This window comes from Persicirhabdus sediminis (genome assembly GCF_016595495.1).
Taxonomy (GTDB): Bacteria; Verrucomicrobiota; Verrucomicrobiia; order Verrucomicrobiales; family Akkermansiaceae; genus Persicirhabdus; species Persicirhabdus sediminis.
This window is the reverse complement of the sequence record NZ_JAENIM010000007.1, coordinates 1-13,789: the sequence shown is the minus strand read 5'-3', so window position 1 is coordinate 13,789 and position 13,789 is coordinate 1. Positions and strand designations below refer to the sequence as shown.

The 13,789-nt window shown below is 48.5% G+C and carries 13 protein-coding genes; 10 read left to right on the top strand and 3 right to left on the bottom strand.

From position 1 onward, the window contains the following. Positions 1-71: 71 nt before the first annotated feature. Entirely contained in the window at positions 72-1,532 is a 1,461-nt protein-coding gene (dnaB, locus tag JIN82_RS00140) for a replicative DNA helicase (protein ID WP_200309511.1), read from the bottom strand. Between the two features lie 394 nt (positions 1,533-1,926). Between dnaB and JIN82_RS00135 the strand changes: the two genes are divergently transcribed. The 7 genes from JIN82_RS00135 (at position 1,927) to JIN82_RS00105 (ending at position 9,164) form a co-directional block, all read left to right on the top strand. Beyond that, positions 1,927-2,646 carry an RDD family protein gene (locus JIN82_RS00135; protein WP_200309509.1) on the top strand — a complete coding sequence of 240 codons (720 nt, stop codon included), beginning with the start codon at positions 1,927-1,929 and terminating at the stop codon, positions 2,644-2,646. Positions 2,647-2,650: 4 nt separating this feature from the next. Further along, entirely contained in the window at positions 2,651-3,637 is a 987-nt protein-coding gene (locus JIN82_RS00130) for a stage II sporulation protein M (RefSeq protein WP_200309507.1), read from the top strand. Positions 3,638-3,950: 313 nt separating this feature from the next. Continuing rightward, complete coding sequence (locus JIN82_RS00125) at positions 3,951-5,135, top strand: hypothetical protein (protein ID WP_200309505.1); 1,185 nt, start codon at positions 3,951-3,953, stop codon at positions 5,133-5,135. Beyond that, positions 5,132-6,346 carry a DUF4350 domain-containing protein gene (locus JIN82_RS00120; protein WP_200309503.1) on the top strand — a complete coding sequence of 405 codons (1,215 nt, stop codon included), beginning with the start codon at positions 5,132-5,134 and terminating at the stop codon, positions 6,344-6,346. The genes JIN82_RS00125 and JIN82_RS00120 overlap by 4 nt, the downstream gene beginning before the upstream one ends. A gap of 70 nt (positions 6,347-6,416) precedes the next feature. Then, positions 6,417-7,349 carry an AAA family ATPase gene (locus JIN82_RS00115; RefSeq protein ID WP_234041661.1) on the top strand — a complete coding sequence of 311 codons (933 nt, stop codon included), beginning with the start codon at positions 6,417-6,419 and terminating at the stop codon, positions 7,347-7,349. Between the two features lie 30 nt (positions 7,350-7,379). Then, positions 7,380-8,678 (top strand): DUF58 domain-containing protein, encoded by a 1,299-nt coding sequence (locus JIN82_RS00110; RefSeq protein ID WP_200309499.1) that lies wholly within the window; start codon positions 7,380-7,382, stop codon positions 8,676-8,678. Positions 8,679-8,741: 63 nt separating this feature from the next. Continuing rightward, positions 8,742-9,164, top strand: a complete 423-nt coding sequence (locus JIN82_RS00105; RefSeq protein ID WP_200309497.1) for a DUF5069 domain-containing protein — start codon at positions 8,742-8,744, stop codon at positions 9,162-9,164. 76 nt (positions 9,165-9,240) lie between these two features. Here JIN82_RS00105 and JIN82_RS00100 read toward each other — a convergent pair whose 3' ends face one another. Beyond that, a complete protein-coding gene (locus JIN82_RS00100) occupies positions 9,241-10,056 on the bottom strand; it encodes a mechanosensitive ion channel family protein (protein WP_200309495.1) in 816 nt (271 codons plus the stop codon). A 148-nt stretch (positions 10,057-10,204) separates the two neighbouring features. Here JIN82_RS00100 and JIN82_RS00095 point away from each other — a divergent pair, with 148 nt between their 5' ends. From JIN82_RS00095 to JIN82_RS00085, 3 genes are all read left to right on the top strand, one after another. Continuing rightward, the gene (locus JIN82_RS00095; RefSeq protein ID WP_234041660.1) at positions 10,205-11,491 is read left to right on the top strand and encodes an aspartate aminotransferase family protein; all 1,287 of its coding nucleotides are present in this window, start codon (positions 10,205-10,207) and stop codon (positions 11,489-11,491) included. Further along, the gene (locus JIN82_RS00090) at positions 11,484-12,314 is read left to right on the top strand and encodes an aminotransferase class IV (RefSeq protein ID WP_200309491.1); all 831 of its coding nucleotides are present in this window, start codon (positions 11,484-11,486) and stop codon (positions 12,312-12,314) included. Before JIN82_RS00095 ends, JIN82_RS00090 begins: the two co-directional genes overlap by 8 nt. 286 nt (positions 12,315-12,600) lie before the next feature. After that, a complete protein-coding gene (locus JIN82_RS00085; protein WP_200309490.1) occupies positions 12,601-12,888 on the top strand; it encodes a 4a-hydroxytetrahydrobiopterin dehydratase in 288 nt (95 codons plus the stop codon). A 124-nt stretch (positions 12,889-13,012) separates the two neighbouring features. On the opposite strand, the gene JIN82_RS00080 is transcribed toward JIN82_RS00085, so the two are convergent. After that, entirely contained in the window at positions 13,013-13,387 is a 375-nt protein-coding gene (locus JIN82_RS00080) for a YkgJ family cysteine cluster protein (RefSeq protein ID WP_200309489.1), read from the bottom strand. Positions 13,388-13,789: the final 402 nt, after the last annotated feature.

The window sequence follows — 13,789 nt, the reverse complement described above, 5'->3', positions numbered from 1 at the left end:
GTAAACGTCAAAACGCAGCTGGCTGAGTCAGCTAGCTGCGTTTTGAGAATTGCTAGATTGGCTAGTTCGCCTTAGTTAGGCTCATCTTCCCATGCTCTAGTTTCGAAGCGCATGAGGTTAGCGATGAATGTTAGCGGGACGCTACCAGTTTCACCGTTACGGTTTTTGGCAATGACGAGTTCGGCTTTACCTTCGTCTACCTCAGCTGCAGTGGCTTCGGCATTTTCCTCATTTTTCTCAGCGTAGTATGCGGTACGGTAGAGAAGCCCAATCATATCGGCGTCCTGCTCGATCGAGCCAGATTCACGAAGGTCAGACATTTTTGGAGTTCCGCCAGTTCGGTTTTCCGGACCTCGGTTAAGCTGAGCTAGAACCAGTACGGGGATTTTCAGCTCTTTGGCAATTGCTTTCAGACCCGCTGAAATTTCCGCCACCTCACGCTCACGAGAGTTCTGCGCTTGCTTCGAGTTAGATTTCATCAGCTGGAGGTAATCGATTGCGATGAACTGAATGTCGCGGTCCATTTTGGCGCGCCGTGCTTTAGCTCGCAGCTCGTTGATAGAAATACCCGGGGTATCGTCGATGAGCATGTTACACTCGGCAATTTCCTTAGCTGAGCGCATGATGTTTTTCAGATCCTGTTTGCTAGGTTTGAATCCCTTCTGCAGTGATGAGTAGGCAAAGCGGGCGCGTGAGAATAATAGACGCTGCACCAACTGCTCCGAGCTCATCTCCAGCGAGAATACCATCGCTGGCAGCCCTTGATCGAGACAGACGTGCTCAACAAAGTTCATCGCCAATGAGGTTTTACCCATTGATGGTCGAGCTGCTAGAATGAACATGTCGCCAGCCTTGAGTCCGTTAGACATGGTATCGAGCTCCTTGTAGCCAGTTTTCAAGCCGCCTGAGTCAATGTCGCCAGAGAGGAATTTTTCTAAATTCGCAACCACCGCTTGCACGTTGTCTTTGATGGTCTCGGTGGTTTGGTTCTCCGCACCTTCACGGATAGCCATGACTTCCTGCTCCACTTGATCTAGCAGTTGTTCTACTTCTTCTTGGTCTTCGTAGGCACGGTGGATGGCCTCGGTGCACGAGCCAATGATACTACGCAAGACGAACTTCTCTTTGATAATACTGAGGTGGTGACCAAAGTGTGCATGAGTAGGTGCGTAGGTGTAAATCTCGGTGATGGCGGGCGCGCCACCGATGGTGCTGAGTAATTCGCGGTCCATCAATGTTTGCGTCAGCGATACCAGCTCGATAGGTTCGTTCTGGTTGTAGAGCTCCAGCAGTACTTCATAGAGCTTGCCGTGAGCTGGGTGATAGAAATGTCTATCAGTGAGCTTTTCTTGCACCGAGTCAGCAATGTATTGCTGAGGATCCTGCAGCATGGAGCTGAGGATGCTCTTTTCTGGTCCAATCGCGTGGGGCAGCGCTCTGGCGGCGGTAGCCGCATCATCTGGCGACGGAGCTTCCTGCAGTTTGGGCCCCGATTTTTTGTTAAAGTTCTTAGCTGGTGCGTCAGTGGACATGTGGCCAGAGTATTGGCAGATATCGGCCTCATCGTCAATATTCGTAAGCGGTGATTTTCTTGTGAATAAGTGTGAATAGATTTAGCTAAGTCACTGTAAATTGAATCATTGTGAATAAGTTGTGAATTGCAGCTTATTTGCACTTATTGATTAGGTAAAAGCCTTATGAATCAATGCATTAAAGCAATCTTAGCTATTGTGAATAAGTTCTGAGTAAGTGCGAATGACTGCGAAAAACTTGTGATTTAGGGGCAATAAAACCCCTAACTAAATCGCCTTCAGTGGTTCGATTAAGTTCATGTATTTGAACGCCTTCTTGCATGTGTTCTTAATCGCTGATTTTTTAGAGTGACCTCTGGATAGATTTGATTAGTCTACGACGAGTTTTTTCAGCATGACAGATAGTCCACCGCGCATAGATACATTGCAAAGCATTGAGCTCGCCGAAGGGGTCGAGATTCGATTGCGCATCGCTGGGCCGTACGTGCGGAGCTTTGCTTACGCGATTGATCTGATGATCCAGTTAGGGATTTTTATTGGTTTAGCCATGATCACCTCAGTGGTAGGTATTGCGCTTGGTCAAAACGTTGGCCAAGGTGTTTTGCTCTTGGGCATGTTTATTCTACATTGGTTCTATCAGATTTTGTTTGAGGCGGGGAAAAAAGGAGCTTCACCTGGGAAACGTGCGATGGGCCTACGGGTGGTCGATCAATCGGGCATTCCTATCAGCTTTGGGCAGTCGTTTTTACGCAATATGCTGCGTGGCGTGGATGCCTTGCCTGGATTCTACGGCATTGGTTTGTTCAGCTGTTTTGCTTCTAAGAAGTTCCAACGACTTGGCGACATGGCGGCCAATACCTTGGTCATTTACGAAAGACCATTCACGCAGCGAGTGTCAGCTCTACCGCCAGCCTTGGAGGCGATTGCGCCAACGATGCCGTTGGAGAGAGAAGAGCAGGCGGCGATATTAGATTTCAAAAACCGCGCCGGGCAGTGGTCAGAGGCTCGTCAGTTGGAGCTATCAGATCACGCATCTGAGCTGACCAAATCAGAGGGAAGAGAGGGCTTAGCTAAATTGCTAGCCATTGCCAAGTGGCTCAACGATAGAAAGTAGCAAGATGCAGGGACGTGAATTTGAAATGAAAAATGCATCGCGCTGGGCTGAATATGAACTTCTGCTCAATGAGTTAGAGGCGGGTGGTCGACGCAGCAAATCCGCGGCTGCAGCTAAATTGCCCAAGCTGTTTCGCGAGCTATGCTCCGACTTGGCGATTGCGCGCTATCGGATGTACGATCTAGCATTGTGCGAACGTCTCAATGGGCTGGTGATACGTGGTCACAAGTTATTATACCTACGTCCTGCGGGGGCGTGGATTAAGGTTCTACAGTTTTTTGTCATCGATTTCCCTACTATAGTGAGGTCTGAGTGGCGCTTGTTAATCATTGCAACCTTAGCATTTTTGTTACCTGGTATTGCCATTCTTGTGCCAGCCTTGCTAGGCAATGATCTAAGCTGGGTGCAGGCGGTCCTAGGGGTAGAGGGGATGCGCAGCATGGACTCGATGTACGGAAGTGCAGACGATCAAATTGCCAACTTGCGGGAACAACATGGTTCTAACTTCATGATGTTCTGTTTCTATATTTTCAACAATGTAGGCATTGATTTCAGATTGTACGCAGGTGGCTTGTTAGCTGGTTTAGGGAGTCTGTTTTTCATTGTCTATAACGGGCTATTTTTTGGCGCGGCTGTTGCCTATATTCATCTAGCCTGTGATAAGACGGCATTTTATTCTTTTGTAGCTGGCCATTCAGCCCCCGAGCTTGTTGCTATGGTGATCGCCGGTATGGGGGGGCTTAGGTTAGGGTTAGGATTTTTAAATCCTGGTAGAAAAACGCGGATTCGATCTTTGGTAGAGTCAGCTAAGGCTTCATTGCCGCTCATTTATGGCGCAGCTGCGATGACATTCTTTGCCGCCATTATTGAGGGGTTTTGGTCAGCTCAGCCAGTTGAGCCTGAGATTAAATATGCTGTTGGCGTTTTTATGTGGTCGGTGACCTTGATGTATTTTCTCGTGATGGGAAGGAGGTTCCATGCAGCTAGATAAAGTTCAAGCTGAGATTCGACCGCGCTCGCCGTGGGAGTCAGTGGATTTAGGTTGCGCTCTTACGAGGCGTTACCTGCTAGATATATGGAAAATGTGGGCTCTGCTCATTTGGCCGATGTGGGCTTTGTTAGCGTATGTTCTTTCTGACTGGCCAATATTGATAATCTTTATCGTTTGGTGGTTGAAACCAATCTATGATCGTTTGCCCCTGTATATTCTCAGCCGCGCTATGTTTGATGCGCGCCCGACGGCAAAACAGGTTCTATTGGCATGGCCTAAGTTGGTGATTAAAAGACTGCCTTTTTCTCTGCTGATGGCCAGATTTTCTCCTGGTCGATCATTGAACCTACCAGTGTCTGAGCTCGAGGGGCTCAAAGGTACTGACTATAGGCATCGCGTTGCTTTGCTAGAGCGCAATGGTGGTGAGGGCGCTAGCATGACCACTTTTGCCGGTTTATTTCTAGAGTTTATTGTTACCGGAGCACTGGCGGCTGGCATTATGTTTATGTTGCCACCAACAGTGGCTAACGAGCTATGGATTTCCATCGGCCAGCTGTTCTCTGAGGCAGATGGTATTCCAGCTGAAATTGCTTGGTTCATCGTTGTTATTCAGATGTGCGCGATTACTCTGCTAGAGCCATTTTATGTTGGCTCAGGTTTTGCTCTTTATCTTAATAGCCGCACGCTGACGGAAGGTTGGGATGTCGAGCTAGCTTTCCGCAGAATGAGTGAGCGAATCCACGGTGTGGTCAATAAATCCAAGTCGTCTATCATTTCCTTAATCGCCCTTGGCTTTTTCCTAATGGCGGGGTGGAGCACTAATCTATCAGCTGAAGAGGAAGCCTATCCGCAGGCAAAACAAGCTGTTGAGCAGGTGATGGAGGGGGAAGAGTTCACTATCCATACAAGAAAAGTTCGTGTATCTCAGGAAAGCACATCTAATAATGCGGATTCCCACGATCTATCTTGGTTGTCTGGTTTTCCGAATTTAGGCTGGCTAGCCAAGCTCGTTGAGATCTTTATATGGTTCTTGGTTATCTGTGTTGTTAGCTGGATTGTTTATCTTGTATCAAAGCAGTTAGGTTTGCTCGCAAATATCTCATCTGGACCAAATAAGCTCGAACGTAAAGCGGTAGCTAGCTCGGTGATGGGCATGGATATTCGCCCTGAAAGCATGTCTAATGATCCCGCGTCCGAGGCTCTGCAAGCATGGCGCGATGGCAATACTCACCTCGCTTTAAGTTTACTCTATCGTGGGTCACTGATGCAGTTTGTTACGCATAGAAATTTGCCAGTGCAAAGTGGCGATACCGAACGTGATTGTTTGCTCAAAGTGAAATCCCAGCCTGAGTTGGTCGAGCGTGAGGTGAGTTATTTTGAATCATTGACGCAAATGTGGATATTAGAAGCATACGCCCAACAGCAAACTGATAGTGAAATGGTCAGACGCCTGTGTGAGGCTTGGCCATTTGCTGCTGTAGAAGGGGGGCGCAAATGACTAGCTTTAGACGATGGTACAGGTCTCTAGCTATAGGTCTTATATTTGTTAGCCTACTGAGTTCGTGTGGCCAGCGCGCCACGCGTGAGGTGGTAGATGGATTTAAAGGAAAGGCAAAATCGAAGCCATTTCTAGCAGCTGAACGTTTTCTATCATCACAGGGTTATGTGGTGGAAACGAGTACCGGCTATCCTGAGATCAACTACGGATGGTCAACATTGATAGTGCCTGCTAGTTCGTTGATCTCAACTGGCCAAGTGTACGAGCTGGAAATGTGGATTGAAAATGGCGGGCATCTAATTTGTTTTTTAGATGGAGCGAGCCGCTTGCAGGACGACTTCCACGATCGCACTGTAGCAGAAGCTCCTGTGTATGATGACTGGGCTGGCTTCAACCAACTGGCTGATCATATAGAGATTGAGTTAGCCGTTCCGGATTTGACTCCTGTCTACCCCGACGTCTCGGTTGATGAAGCTAACAAGTCAGAGCTCGAGAATGCTTCGCGTGGTGCCCAGTTGATTACCGTCGAGATGGACATGGACAAGTTTGAGGTCGCACAATGGGCGAGCTTGAATGTATTTAGCGAAAATAGTCTCACCAGCGGCGAGTACGGAGAGACCAGCTCACAGGATCTCTTTTTGAGCAAACACTACGGCGATGGCCGTATCACAGTGTTAGCCGATGCGCGACCATTCAGGAACCGATTCATCAAATACCATGATCATGCGGCTTTCTTGCAGAACTTAATTGAGCTCTCGCCATATGCCGAAGATGGTTCGGTGATGATCTCGTTAGGTGTGGATACTTCTTTGTGGGAGTTGCTGATGAAGTATCTTTGGATGCCGTTGTTAGGGATGGTGGTTGTGGTGATTTTCTGGCTGTGGAAAAATCTAGCAAGCTTTGGCCCTGTTGAAGACCTCGACGATAGTTATGTACTTGAATACACGGGCCAGCTGCAACGCTTCGGGCGTTTTCTATGGCGCCGTAAAGAATATGACGCGCTGCTTCAGCCGCTGCGCAATGAATTTTGGCGCAAGTCGAAGCTGAATGCCAAAGATGAAAATTTAGATGATGAGTTAGTGCGTCTAGCTGATAGTTTGGGCCTGCAAATTAGCGCTGTTCGCAATGCGCTATTTCAGACTAAAATTAGAGATGCTAGTGTGATGCACACTTTGATCAGTAACCTGCAGAATTTAATTAATCGTATATAGACTTATGGAGATGGAAGAAACAAATCCTTTCACACAAAGCGTAGTGAGCTCGCGGAGTGCGCAGGCTATCATGAACGAAATTCAGGTCGAACTGAAGCGCGTGTTTTTGGGGCAAGATGATGTTGTTAAGCAAGTGTTAGCCTCATTGCTAGCTGGCGGGCATGTACTGATTGAAGGTAAACCTGGCCTAGGTAAGACCCACTTGGTCTTGGCTCTAGCAAATACATTTGGCGCTGATTTTGGACGTATTCAGTTCACTCCAGATTTGATGCCATCGGATGTTTCAGGCTTTACCCTGTTTGATATGAAAAGTCAGACATTTCAGCTGCGCAAGGGGCCAGTATTTACCAACCTTTTGTTAGCGGATGAAATTAACCGTGCGCCAGCCAAAACCCAATCAGCTCTGCTAGAGGTGATGCAAGAACAGCAAGTAACCATCGATGGTGATAGCTTGCCGCTAGATGCGCCATTCATGACTCTAGCTACGGAAAACCCAATCGAACAAGAGGGGACTTATCCATTGCCAGAGGCCCAGCTGGATCGCTTTCTCATGAAGGTGGTGATTGATTACCCAGCTAAGGCAACTGAAGAGATGATTGTTTCTCAGGTGACTCAGCGAGCTGGTGGCAAAGGATTGAATCCTAATGCCGTTAGAGAAGTTTGTACTAAGCAAGATATTCTATCAGCACAGCAGGAATGTGCCGATGTGCGCGTGGTTGCCGAGGTGGTGAAGTATGCCGTTGAGCTATGCCGTGCGACTCGCGAAACGGGGGTGATTAGCCTGGGGGCTGGAACTCGTGGGGCTATCAGCTTGATCCAAGTAGCTAAGGCTTATGCATTGATGGCTGGACGTGATTTTGTCACTCCTGACGATGTGAAGGACGCGAGTTTGCCAGTGCTTAGGCACCGTGTGCAGCTGTCGCCAGAATTCCTCATCAGCGGGCAAACTGTTGACGAGGCGGTGAGCCAGATTGTGCAATCGGTAGAAGCGCCGAGAATCTAAGCCAGCTGGTTTATTTAGAATTTATCAGCGATGCAAGTCACCCGATATTCATTGTACCTAGCCACTCTGTGGACTCTGCTTGGCCTAGCAGCCAGCGTCATGAGTTCTCTACAGGTTTTGTGGTTAGCTTTGGCTGCATTGTTGTTAGCTTTTTTGTTATTCGATCTCTTACTTCTCTATCTGCAGGCCAAACCTGAATTTGAGCGCGATTTGCCGACGCGATTTGCCATCGATATTGAGCAGACGGTAGTGGTGAAAATGACCAATCGTTCGCGGTTTTCGTTAGCGTGCGATTTTTACGATGGCCTACCAGCTCAAGCGCATACCGATGAGTTGCCGTGGAGCTTTCGGGTGGCGCCAGCTAGCTTTGAGCAGCTGAGCTATCCTGTGAAAATTAGCGAACGCGGGCGCATGAGTTTTCAGCCAGTGCATCTACGTTTGTACTCACCGCTGCGCTTGTGGCGCAGAAAGTGCCGAGCTGGTGAGGTGCAGGAAACTAAAGTTTATCCAAACTATGAGCCGGTAATGCGCTACGCGTTGTTAGCCATGGATAATAAGATTAGTCAGATGGGCATTAAGAAGCGCAATCTAGCTGGTATGAGCCGGGAGTTTCACCAGCTGCGCGACTATCAATTGGGCGATTCCTTAGCGCAGATAGATTGGAAGGCGAGCTCGAAGCGGCTGAATTTGATCAGCCGAGATTACCAAGAGCAACGTGATCAGACGGTCATTATTGCGATTGATTGTGGCCGCCGCTTACGATCATTAGATGGAGGTATTCCTCAATTTGACCATGTGCTTAATGCTGCCTTATTGTTAGCATACATCGCTTTGCGTCAGGGTGATCACGTTGGCGTGATTAGTTTTGGTTCTGATGAGAGGTTTCTCCCTCCTGTTAAGGGTGTGCAGGCGATGACTACCGTTCTCAATCACCTCTACGATTATAAAACTTCCAATGCGCCAAGTGATTTCAGTCATGCAGCGCGGACTTTGTTAGCTAGGCAGAAGCGCCGGTCAATGGTGGTGATGCTGAGTAATATTCGAGGTGAAGACGGCATCTCATTGGTTGAGCCGATGCGCATGTTGCGCCAGCGGCATGTGACTTTGTTAGCTAGCCTGCGCGAGCAATCCATTGCTGATAGGTTGGAGACGGCGGTGGAAAGTTTTGAAGAATCGCTGGAGTATGCAGCGACGCAGCGGTATCTGGAGGAGCGCAACGAAGTGATGGCTGAGCTGCATGAGCACGGTGTCTTCTGCATTGATAGTACGGCAAAGGAATTGCCGATTGCGCTAGCTAACCGCTATTTGACGATGCGCGAAATGCTCTAGCTGATTAATATTTCCAGCTGGCTTTTGGGTTGATTATTAGTAGCTGGCGGATTAGCTGTGGGCATGAGCACTGGACAAAAAATTCCATGCAGCCCGAAACTGCAGATTGATGGTGTGGTTTATTTTCCACGTATGTGTGACAAGATACGTTTGTTTGCTGCAGGCGAGTTGCATGCCGATTACCACGCTAATCTAGGCAAGGCGATGGACCTGTGGACTTGTCAGTTTCTGAGCGTTGATTACGAAGCATTGAAAGCGCAGGTTCTTGCCGGTCTAACTGACGAGCAAGCGCTGCAGTGGTGTTATGAAAATGGCGCCAAGCCAGCTGATTGCGTGCGCGACTGGTGGCTGAGCTACATGCGCAACTGCGGTTACCGCGACGGTTTATCAGAAAAGTTAGTGATGCGCAAAAATGACGCTGGCTTAGGTGAACGCGATGATATCCAGTCGTTCTTTGATTTCATCGATGCCGAAGAGGGTCGCTAAGTTAGGCTATTTATTTTCCGAAAAAAAACACCGCATGGACAGACCATGCGGTGTTTTTGTTTGATAGAAAAATGACCTAGGCAGTTTTGTGCAGGTGCACGTCTGTCTGTGGGAATGGGATAGAAACGCCCTGAGCATCGAATGCTTTTTTGACTTTCTCCTGAGTGTCGAAGAAGACGCCCCAGTAGTCAGCGCTCTTCGCCCATGCGCGCACGGTGAAGTTGACTGAGCTATCAGCCAGCTCGCCAATAACGATAGTGAGGTCTTCATCTTTGAGTACGCGCTCGTCGGATTTTAAGATTTCTTCGATGATGCTTCGTGCTTTATCGATGTCGTCGTCATAGCCGATGCCAAAGACAAAATCGACGCGGCGAGTTTCTTCAGCTGAGTAGTTAACGAGTGAACCGTTAGCAACTGGTCCGTTAGGAAGGATGATGCGCTTGTTATCTGGCGTATTGAGGATGGTATTGAAAATTTGGATTTCAGCCACTTTACCAGTGTAGCCTTGTGATTCGATCACATCGCCAACTTTGAATGGACGCAGCATGAGGATGAGTGTGCCGCCTGCGAAGTTTTGCAGTGTGCCTGATAGAGCCATGCCGATTGCGAGACCTCCTGCAGCGAGAACAGCTGCAAATGAGGTACTTTCAACGCCAGCTGTGCCGAGGGCTGCGACGGCAACAACTGCTTTCAGACCGATGTTGGATAAGCTAACAAGAAAGGTTTCGAGCGCTTCGTCGTAGTCGGCTTTTTGGAAATAGGAATGCAGTGCGTGGGTGAATAGATTGACTAACTTAAAGCCAATGAACAGGACGACAAGGGCAATAAGGATGTCAGAGCCATATTTAAGGGCTAGTTCAGAGATTTGGGTGAATAGTTTTTCGATATCCATTTTTGTGTTTGGTTATTGTGGGTGTTTGAAAGGGGGCTTTAAAATGGCTGGCTAGCGGGCTGGGATCAATCACAAATTCCGTAATGCACTGCCATATTCGGCTGGATATTGAAATGTGACAGGTTAACTTGGCTGTGTGTTACCAGAGTTGAAAACGCAAATACCGGGACCGAAGTCGCTACAAGCTAGTGAAAAACTTCGTCGCTACGAATGCCAAAATATCACCTATATGGCAGATGATTGGCCAGTATTTTGGCAGCGAGCTGCAGAGAGAAATGTCTGGGATGTGGACGGTAATCGATTTCTGGATTTTACCTCAGCATTTGGGGTCGCAGGTATGGGCCACGGATCTACTGCGGATGCGATGGTCGCTCAGGCTGGCCAGCTGGTGCACGGCATGGGCGACGTTCATCCTACCGAGCTGAAGGCGCAGCTCTGTGAGCAGTTATCTAAGATCAGCTACGAGCGCTGGGGATTAGGTATTGGAAAATCTATTCTCTCTAACTCAGGGTTTGAGGCTGTTGAGTCAGCATTAAAAACCGCGCTAGTGAAGACCGGGAAGGCGGGCATCGTTAGTTTTAAAAATGGTTATCATGGGCTTGGCTACGGCGCGTTGTTGAGCGTAGGGCTGGCGCGCTTCAAAGAACCATTTTCCAGCCAGCTGGCGGAGGTAAGTGTTCAGCTAACATTTCCGCGCACAGCTGATGATCTTACACAGCTAGCTAGCGAGCTGGAGAAGATAGATGCCAGCCAGATGGGCGCATTGATCGTTGAGCCGATTCAGGGACGCGGTGGCAAAGTGGTGCCGCCAGCTGGATTCCTAGCGCAACTGCGCGCTTGGTGTGACGCCAATGGTGTGGTTTTGATTTACGACGAAATTTACACCGGGTTTTATAGGACGGGTAAATTATTTGCCTGCGAGTGGCAGGGGGTATTTCCCGATCTCATCTGTGTAGGCAAGGCTCTGAGCGGTGGTTATCCAATTTCTGCCTGTATAGGAACTGCTGAGGTGATGGATGCGTGGCCAGTTTCTCCCGGCGAGGCGCTACATACCAGCACCTTCCTTGGTAATCCAGTGGGCTGCGCGATGGCGCTGGAGGCATTGCGCCAGCTAGATGATGATGGAGTTGGGGAAATGGTCCTATCAGCGAGCGAATATCTCGTTAAGCAGCTGGAGCAGCTAGCGCACCCGTCTATCAAAGAAGTGCGCGGACGCGGCCTAATGATAGGCGCTGAGCTGGTGCAGGCTGATGGTTCTCCAGATGGTGCACTAGCTGGAAAGATTCTCTCAGAAATGTTAGCTGCAGGTGTATTAATGCTAGCTGACGGTGATGATGGCAATGTGCTGGCTTTTGTGCCGCCATTCTCGGTGACTCATGAGGAGATTGATTTTGTAATTGGCCTACTCTCAACCATGTTGCCTAGCCATGACTAAAGTATTTCTCAATAAGCAGCTGGTGGAATCCCAGCTGGCTAGTATTTCTATCAATGATCAAGGCTTTACCTGTGGTCACGGCGTATTTGAAACCTTGGTGGCGCGCCATGGCAGGGTGTTAGCATTTGATCTACATTATAAGAGGTTGCTGGAGTCCGCTAGAATCATCGGTGGACTGCGGATTTCTCCAGCTGCGGAGCTGGAGGACAAAGTTTATCAATTGATGGCTGAAAATGGCTGTGACACTGGCGTGGCTAGAATTCGCATTACCTATACTGCTGGCTCCGGCGCTATTGGCATGGACCTCAGCCAAGCGCAAACCACTGAGCTGGTCAGCGCAATTCCAGCTGAGTTGACCAGCGGGTGTGCCAGTCTGCATGTTTATGAATTCCGCCGTAATGAACGTGCGGCGCTGATGGGGGCAAAATCTACTGCCTACAGCGAGAACTTAGTTGCTCTATCAGCAGCTCGCGCGCACGGCTGTGATGAGGCATTATTTCTCAATACCCAAGACCAGCTGTGCGAAGGAAGTGGCTCGAACCTTTTTGTGAAAATTTCTGATAAGTGGGTGACGCCGCCGCTATCTAGTGGCTGCTTAGCTGGGGTCACACGTCAGTTGGTATTAGATTTGGCGAAGTCTGCTGAGATAGAAATCATCGAGAGAGAGATTTTTTCTAATGAAATGGCAAATATTCAAGCGGCATTTCTCACTGGAACCATGCGTGGTGTGCAGTTAGTCGAGCGCATTGGCGGCTATGAATTGCCAGCTGAAGCCGACTCCGAGCTGAGCCAGTTGATGGCTCAATACGATCAACTGTACTGATTTCATGCCAGCTGCTAGCAAACTCACGGGACATTAGCGGTGATAGAGAGCGTGAAAAATGTGCTGACACAGCACATTCCGGCGACTGCTTGTTGAAATTACGATGATAGTTTAACTTTTGTCATTTGTTCTAACCTTCCTAGCGTGAATGAGTTTTGTGTATTAATATAGCGTGTGCATGGCATGTCATCCAGCTAGAGAAAAAGAAAATGAAAAATCGTAGAGAAACATGCTTGCCAAAGACGCTTGAAGGGTCACAAGCTTTCACAGCGAACCGCAAAATATCATGTCAGAAGAATTGATCCCAGAAGATGAATTGGAAGATGCCCTCAAGCGTTGCCCTGAGTGGGAAGTTGAGGGAGATCTCATTACCCGCGCCATCGACTTTGAAGAGTTCTCGGAGGCGATTGATTTTGTCAACGAACTTGCAGAAATGGCCGATGATGCTCAGCATTATCCAGTCATTGAGATTGCAGAGACCAAGGTGTCTCTATTTCTCAAAACCGAAGATGCAGGTGGCGTTACAGAAATCGACCTCGAGTTCGCCTCACGTGTCGATAACCTTGTAGACTAGTCTGCAAGGGGCGATAACCCTAGAGCATACACGTCATGGCTTTGTGCCACGGCGTGTTTTTTTTGTCCAAAATTCTAGTCTAACAACTGGCTGACCAGCTAGCTGGATTCAGACTTGTATTTAGTTATTCGCAAAACCCGAGCTGGCGGGCTTTTTCTAGCGGGTAGGCTTTTGCGTGGCACACTTGGCGCCATCCTTTAAAATTCCATTTGTTGGGAAACCCCTGGCACTGGATTGGTTTAACCGCGTGAATCTTGCATTGGTTATTCTCTAGCATGCTGCATTCGTGGTTTTCCTTCTCAATTATAGAAAGCCCCTGGCGGTCACTGCGTAGACGAGTGAGTTGGTCAATAAACTCATTGAAGTCCATTTCTAGATACTCAGCAATTTTTTCCGCCTCGCCATCTTCGAGCCGAACGTCACCTGGCCACTTACAGCAGGCAGTGCAGCGGTCACATTGGTACCAAATATTTGGGTCGTGGTCAGGTTCTCTCGTCACGCGCGCAATATATCCATCATCTGCCAGCTGGCAAGAATGGTCTTATCTCCACCTATTTTTACAAATACCCATAATAAGTCAGATTGTTAGCCAACTTTCAGGCCGGTGAAACATACCAGCTGGGAGGCAAAATTGTATTTTGGCCAGCTGTGATGTGGGTAGTTTGCTGAGGTGATGGATTTTTGTAAAAATCGCTAAGGGTTGATTTTGTGGGCTTTGCGGGTGGTGGGTGAATTTTTTGTCACTTTCGGTGTAGTTTTATCTTGCGCAAATCCGAATTTTGAGTAGGTTGCGCCCCGCCAGCCGCAAGGGGGCACGAGAGAGAAGCAAACGCCGACGAGCTCCAGTAGCCAGTCGGGTTTTTTATCTCCTCGTATTAGTTCTTTTACAGAGTGTACTTAA

What these genes read in the sequence shown, in the direction of transcription:
- dnaB (WP_200309511.1), bottom strand. Translation starts at nt 1,532, where the DNA reads ATGTCCACTGACGCACCAGCTAAGAACTTTAACAAAAAATCGGGGCCC.
- JIN82_RS00135 (WP_200309509.1), top strand. Translation starts at nt 1,927, where the DNA reads ATGACAGATAGTCCACCGCGCATAGATACATTGCAAAGCATTGAGCTC.
- JIN82_RS00130 (WP_200309507.1), top strand. Translation starts at nt 2,651, where the DNA reads ATGCAGGGACGTGAATTTGAAATGAAAAATGCATCGCGCTGGGCTGAA.
- JIN82_RS00125 (WP_200309505.1), top strand. Translation starts at nt 3,951, where the DNA reads ATGGCCAGATTTTCTCCTGGTCGATCATTGAACCTACCAGTGTCTGAG.
- JIN82_RS00120 (WP_200309503.1), top strand. Translation starts at nt 5,132, where the DNA reads ATGACTAGCTTTAGACGATGGTACAGGTCTCTAGCTATAGGTCTTATA.
- JIN82_RS00115 (WP_234041661.1), top strand. Translation starts at nt 6,417, where the DNA reads ATGAACGAAATTCAGGTCGAACTGAAGCGCGTGTTTTTGGGGCAAGAT.
- JIN82_RS00110 (WP_200309499.1), top strand. Translation starts at nt 7,380, where the DNA reads ATGCAAGTCACCCGATATTCATTGTACCTAGCCACTCTGTGGACTCTG.
- JIN82_RS00105 (WP_200309497.1), top strand. Translation starts at nt 8,742, where the DNA reads ATGAGCACTGGACAAAAAATTCCATGCAGCCCGAAACTGCAGATTGAT.
- JIN82_RS00100 (WP_200309495.1), bottom strand. Translation starts at nt 10,056, where the DNA reads ATGGATATCGAAAAACTATTCACCCAAATCTCTGAACTAGCCCTTAAA.
- JIN82_RS00090 (WP_200309491.1), top strand. Translation starts at nt 11,484, where the DNA reads ATGACTAAAGTATTTCTCAATAAGCAGCTGGTGGAATCCCAGCTGGCT.
- JIN82_RS00085 (WP_200309490.1), top strand. Translation starts at nt 12,601, where the DNA reads ATGTCAGAAGAATTGATCCCAGAAGATGAATTGGAAGATGCCCTCAAG.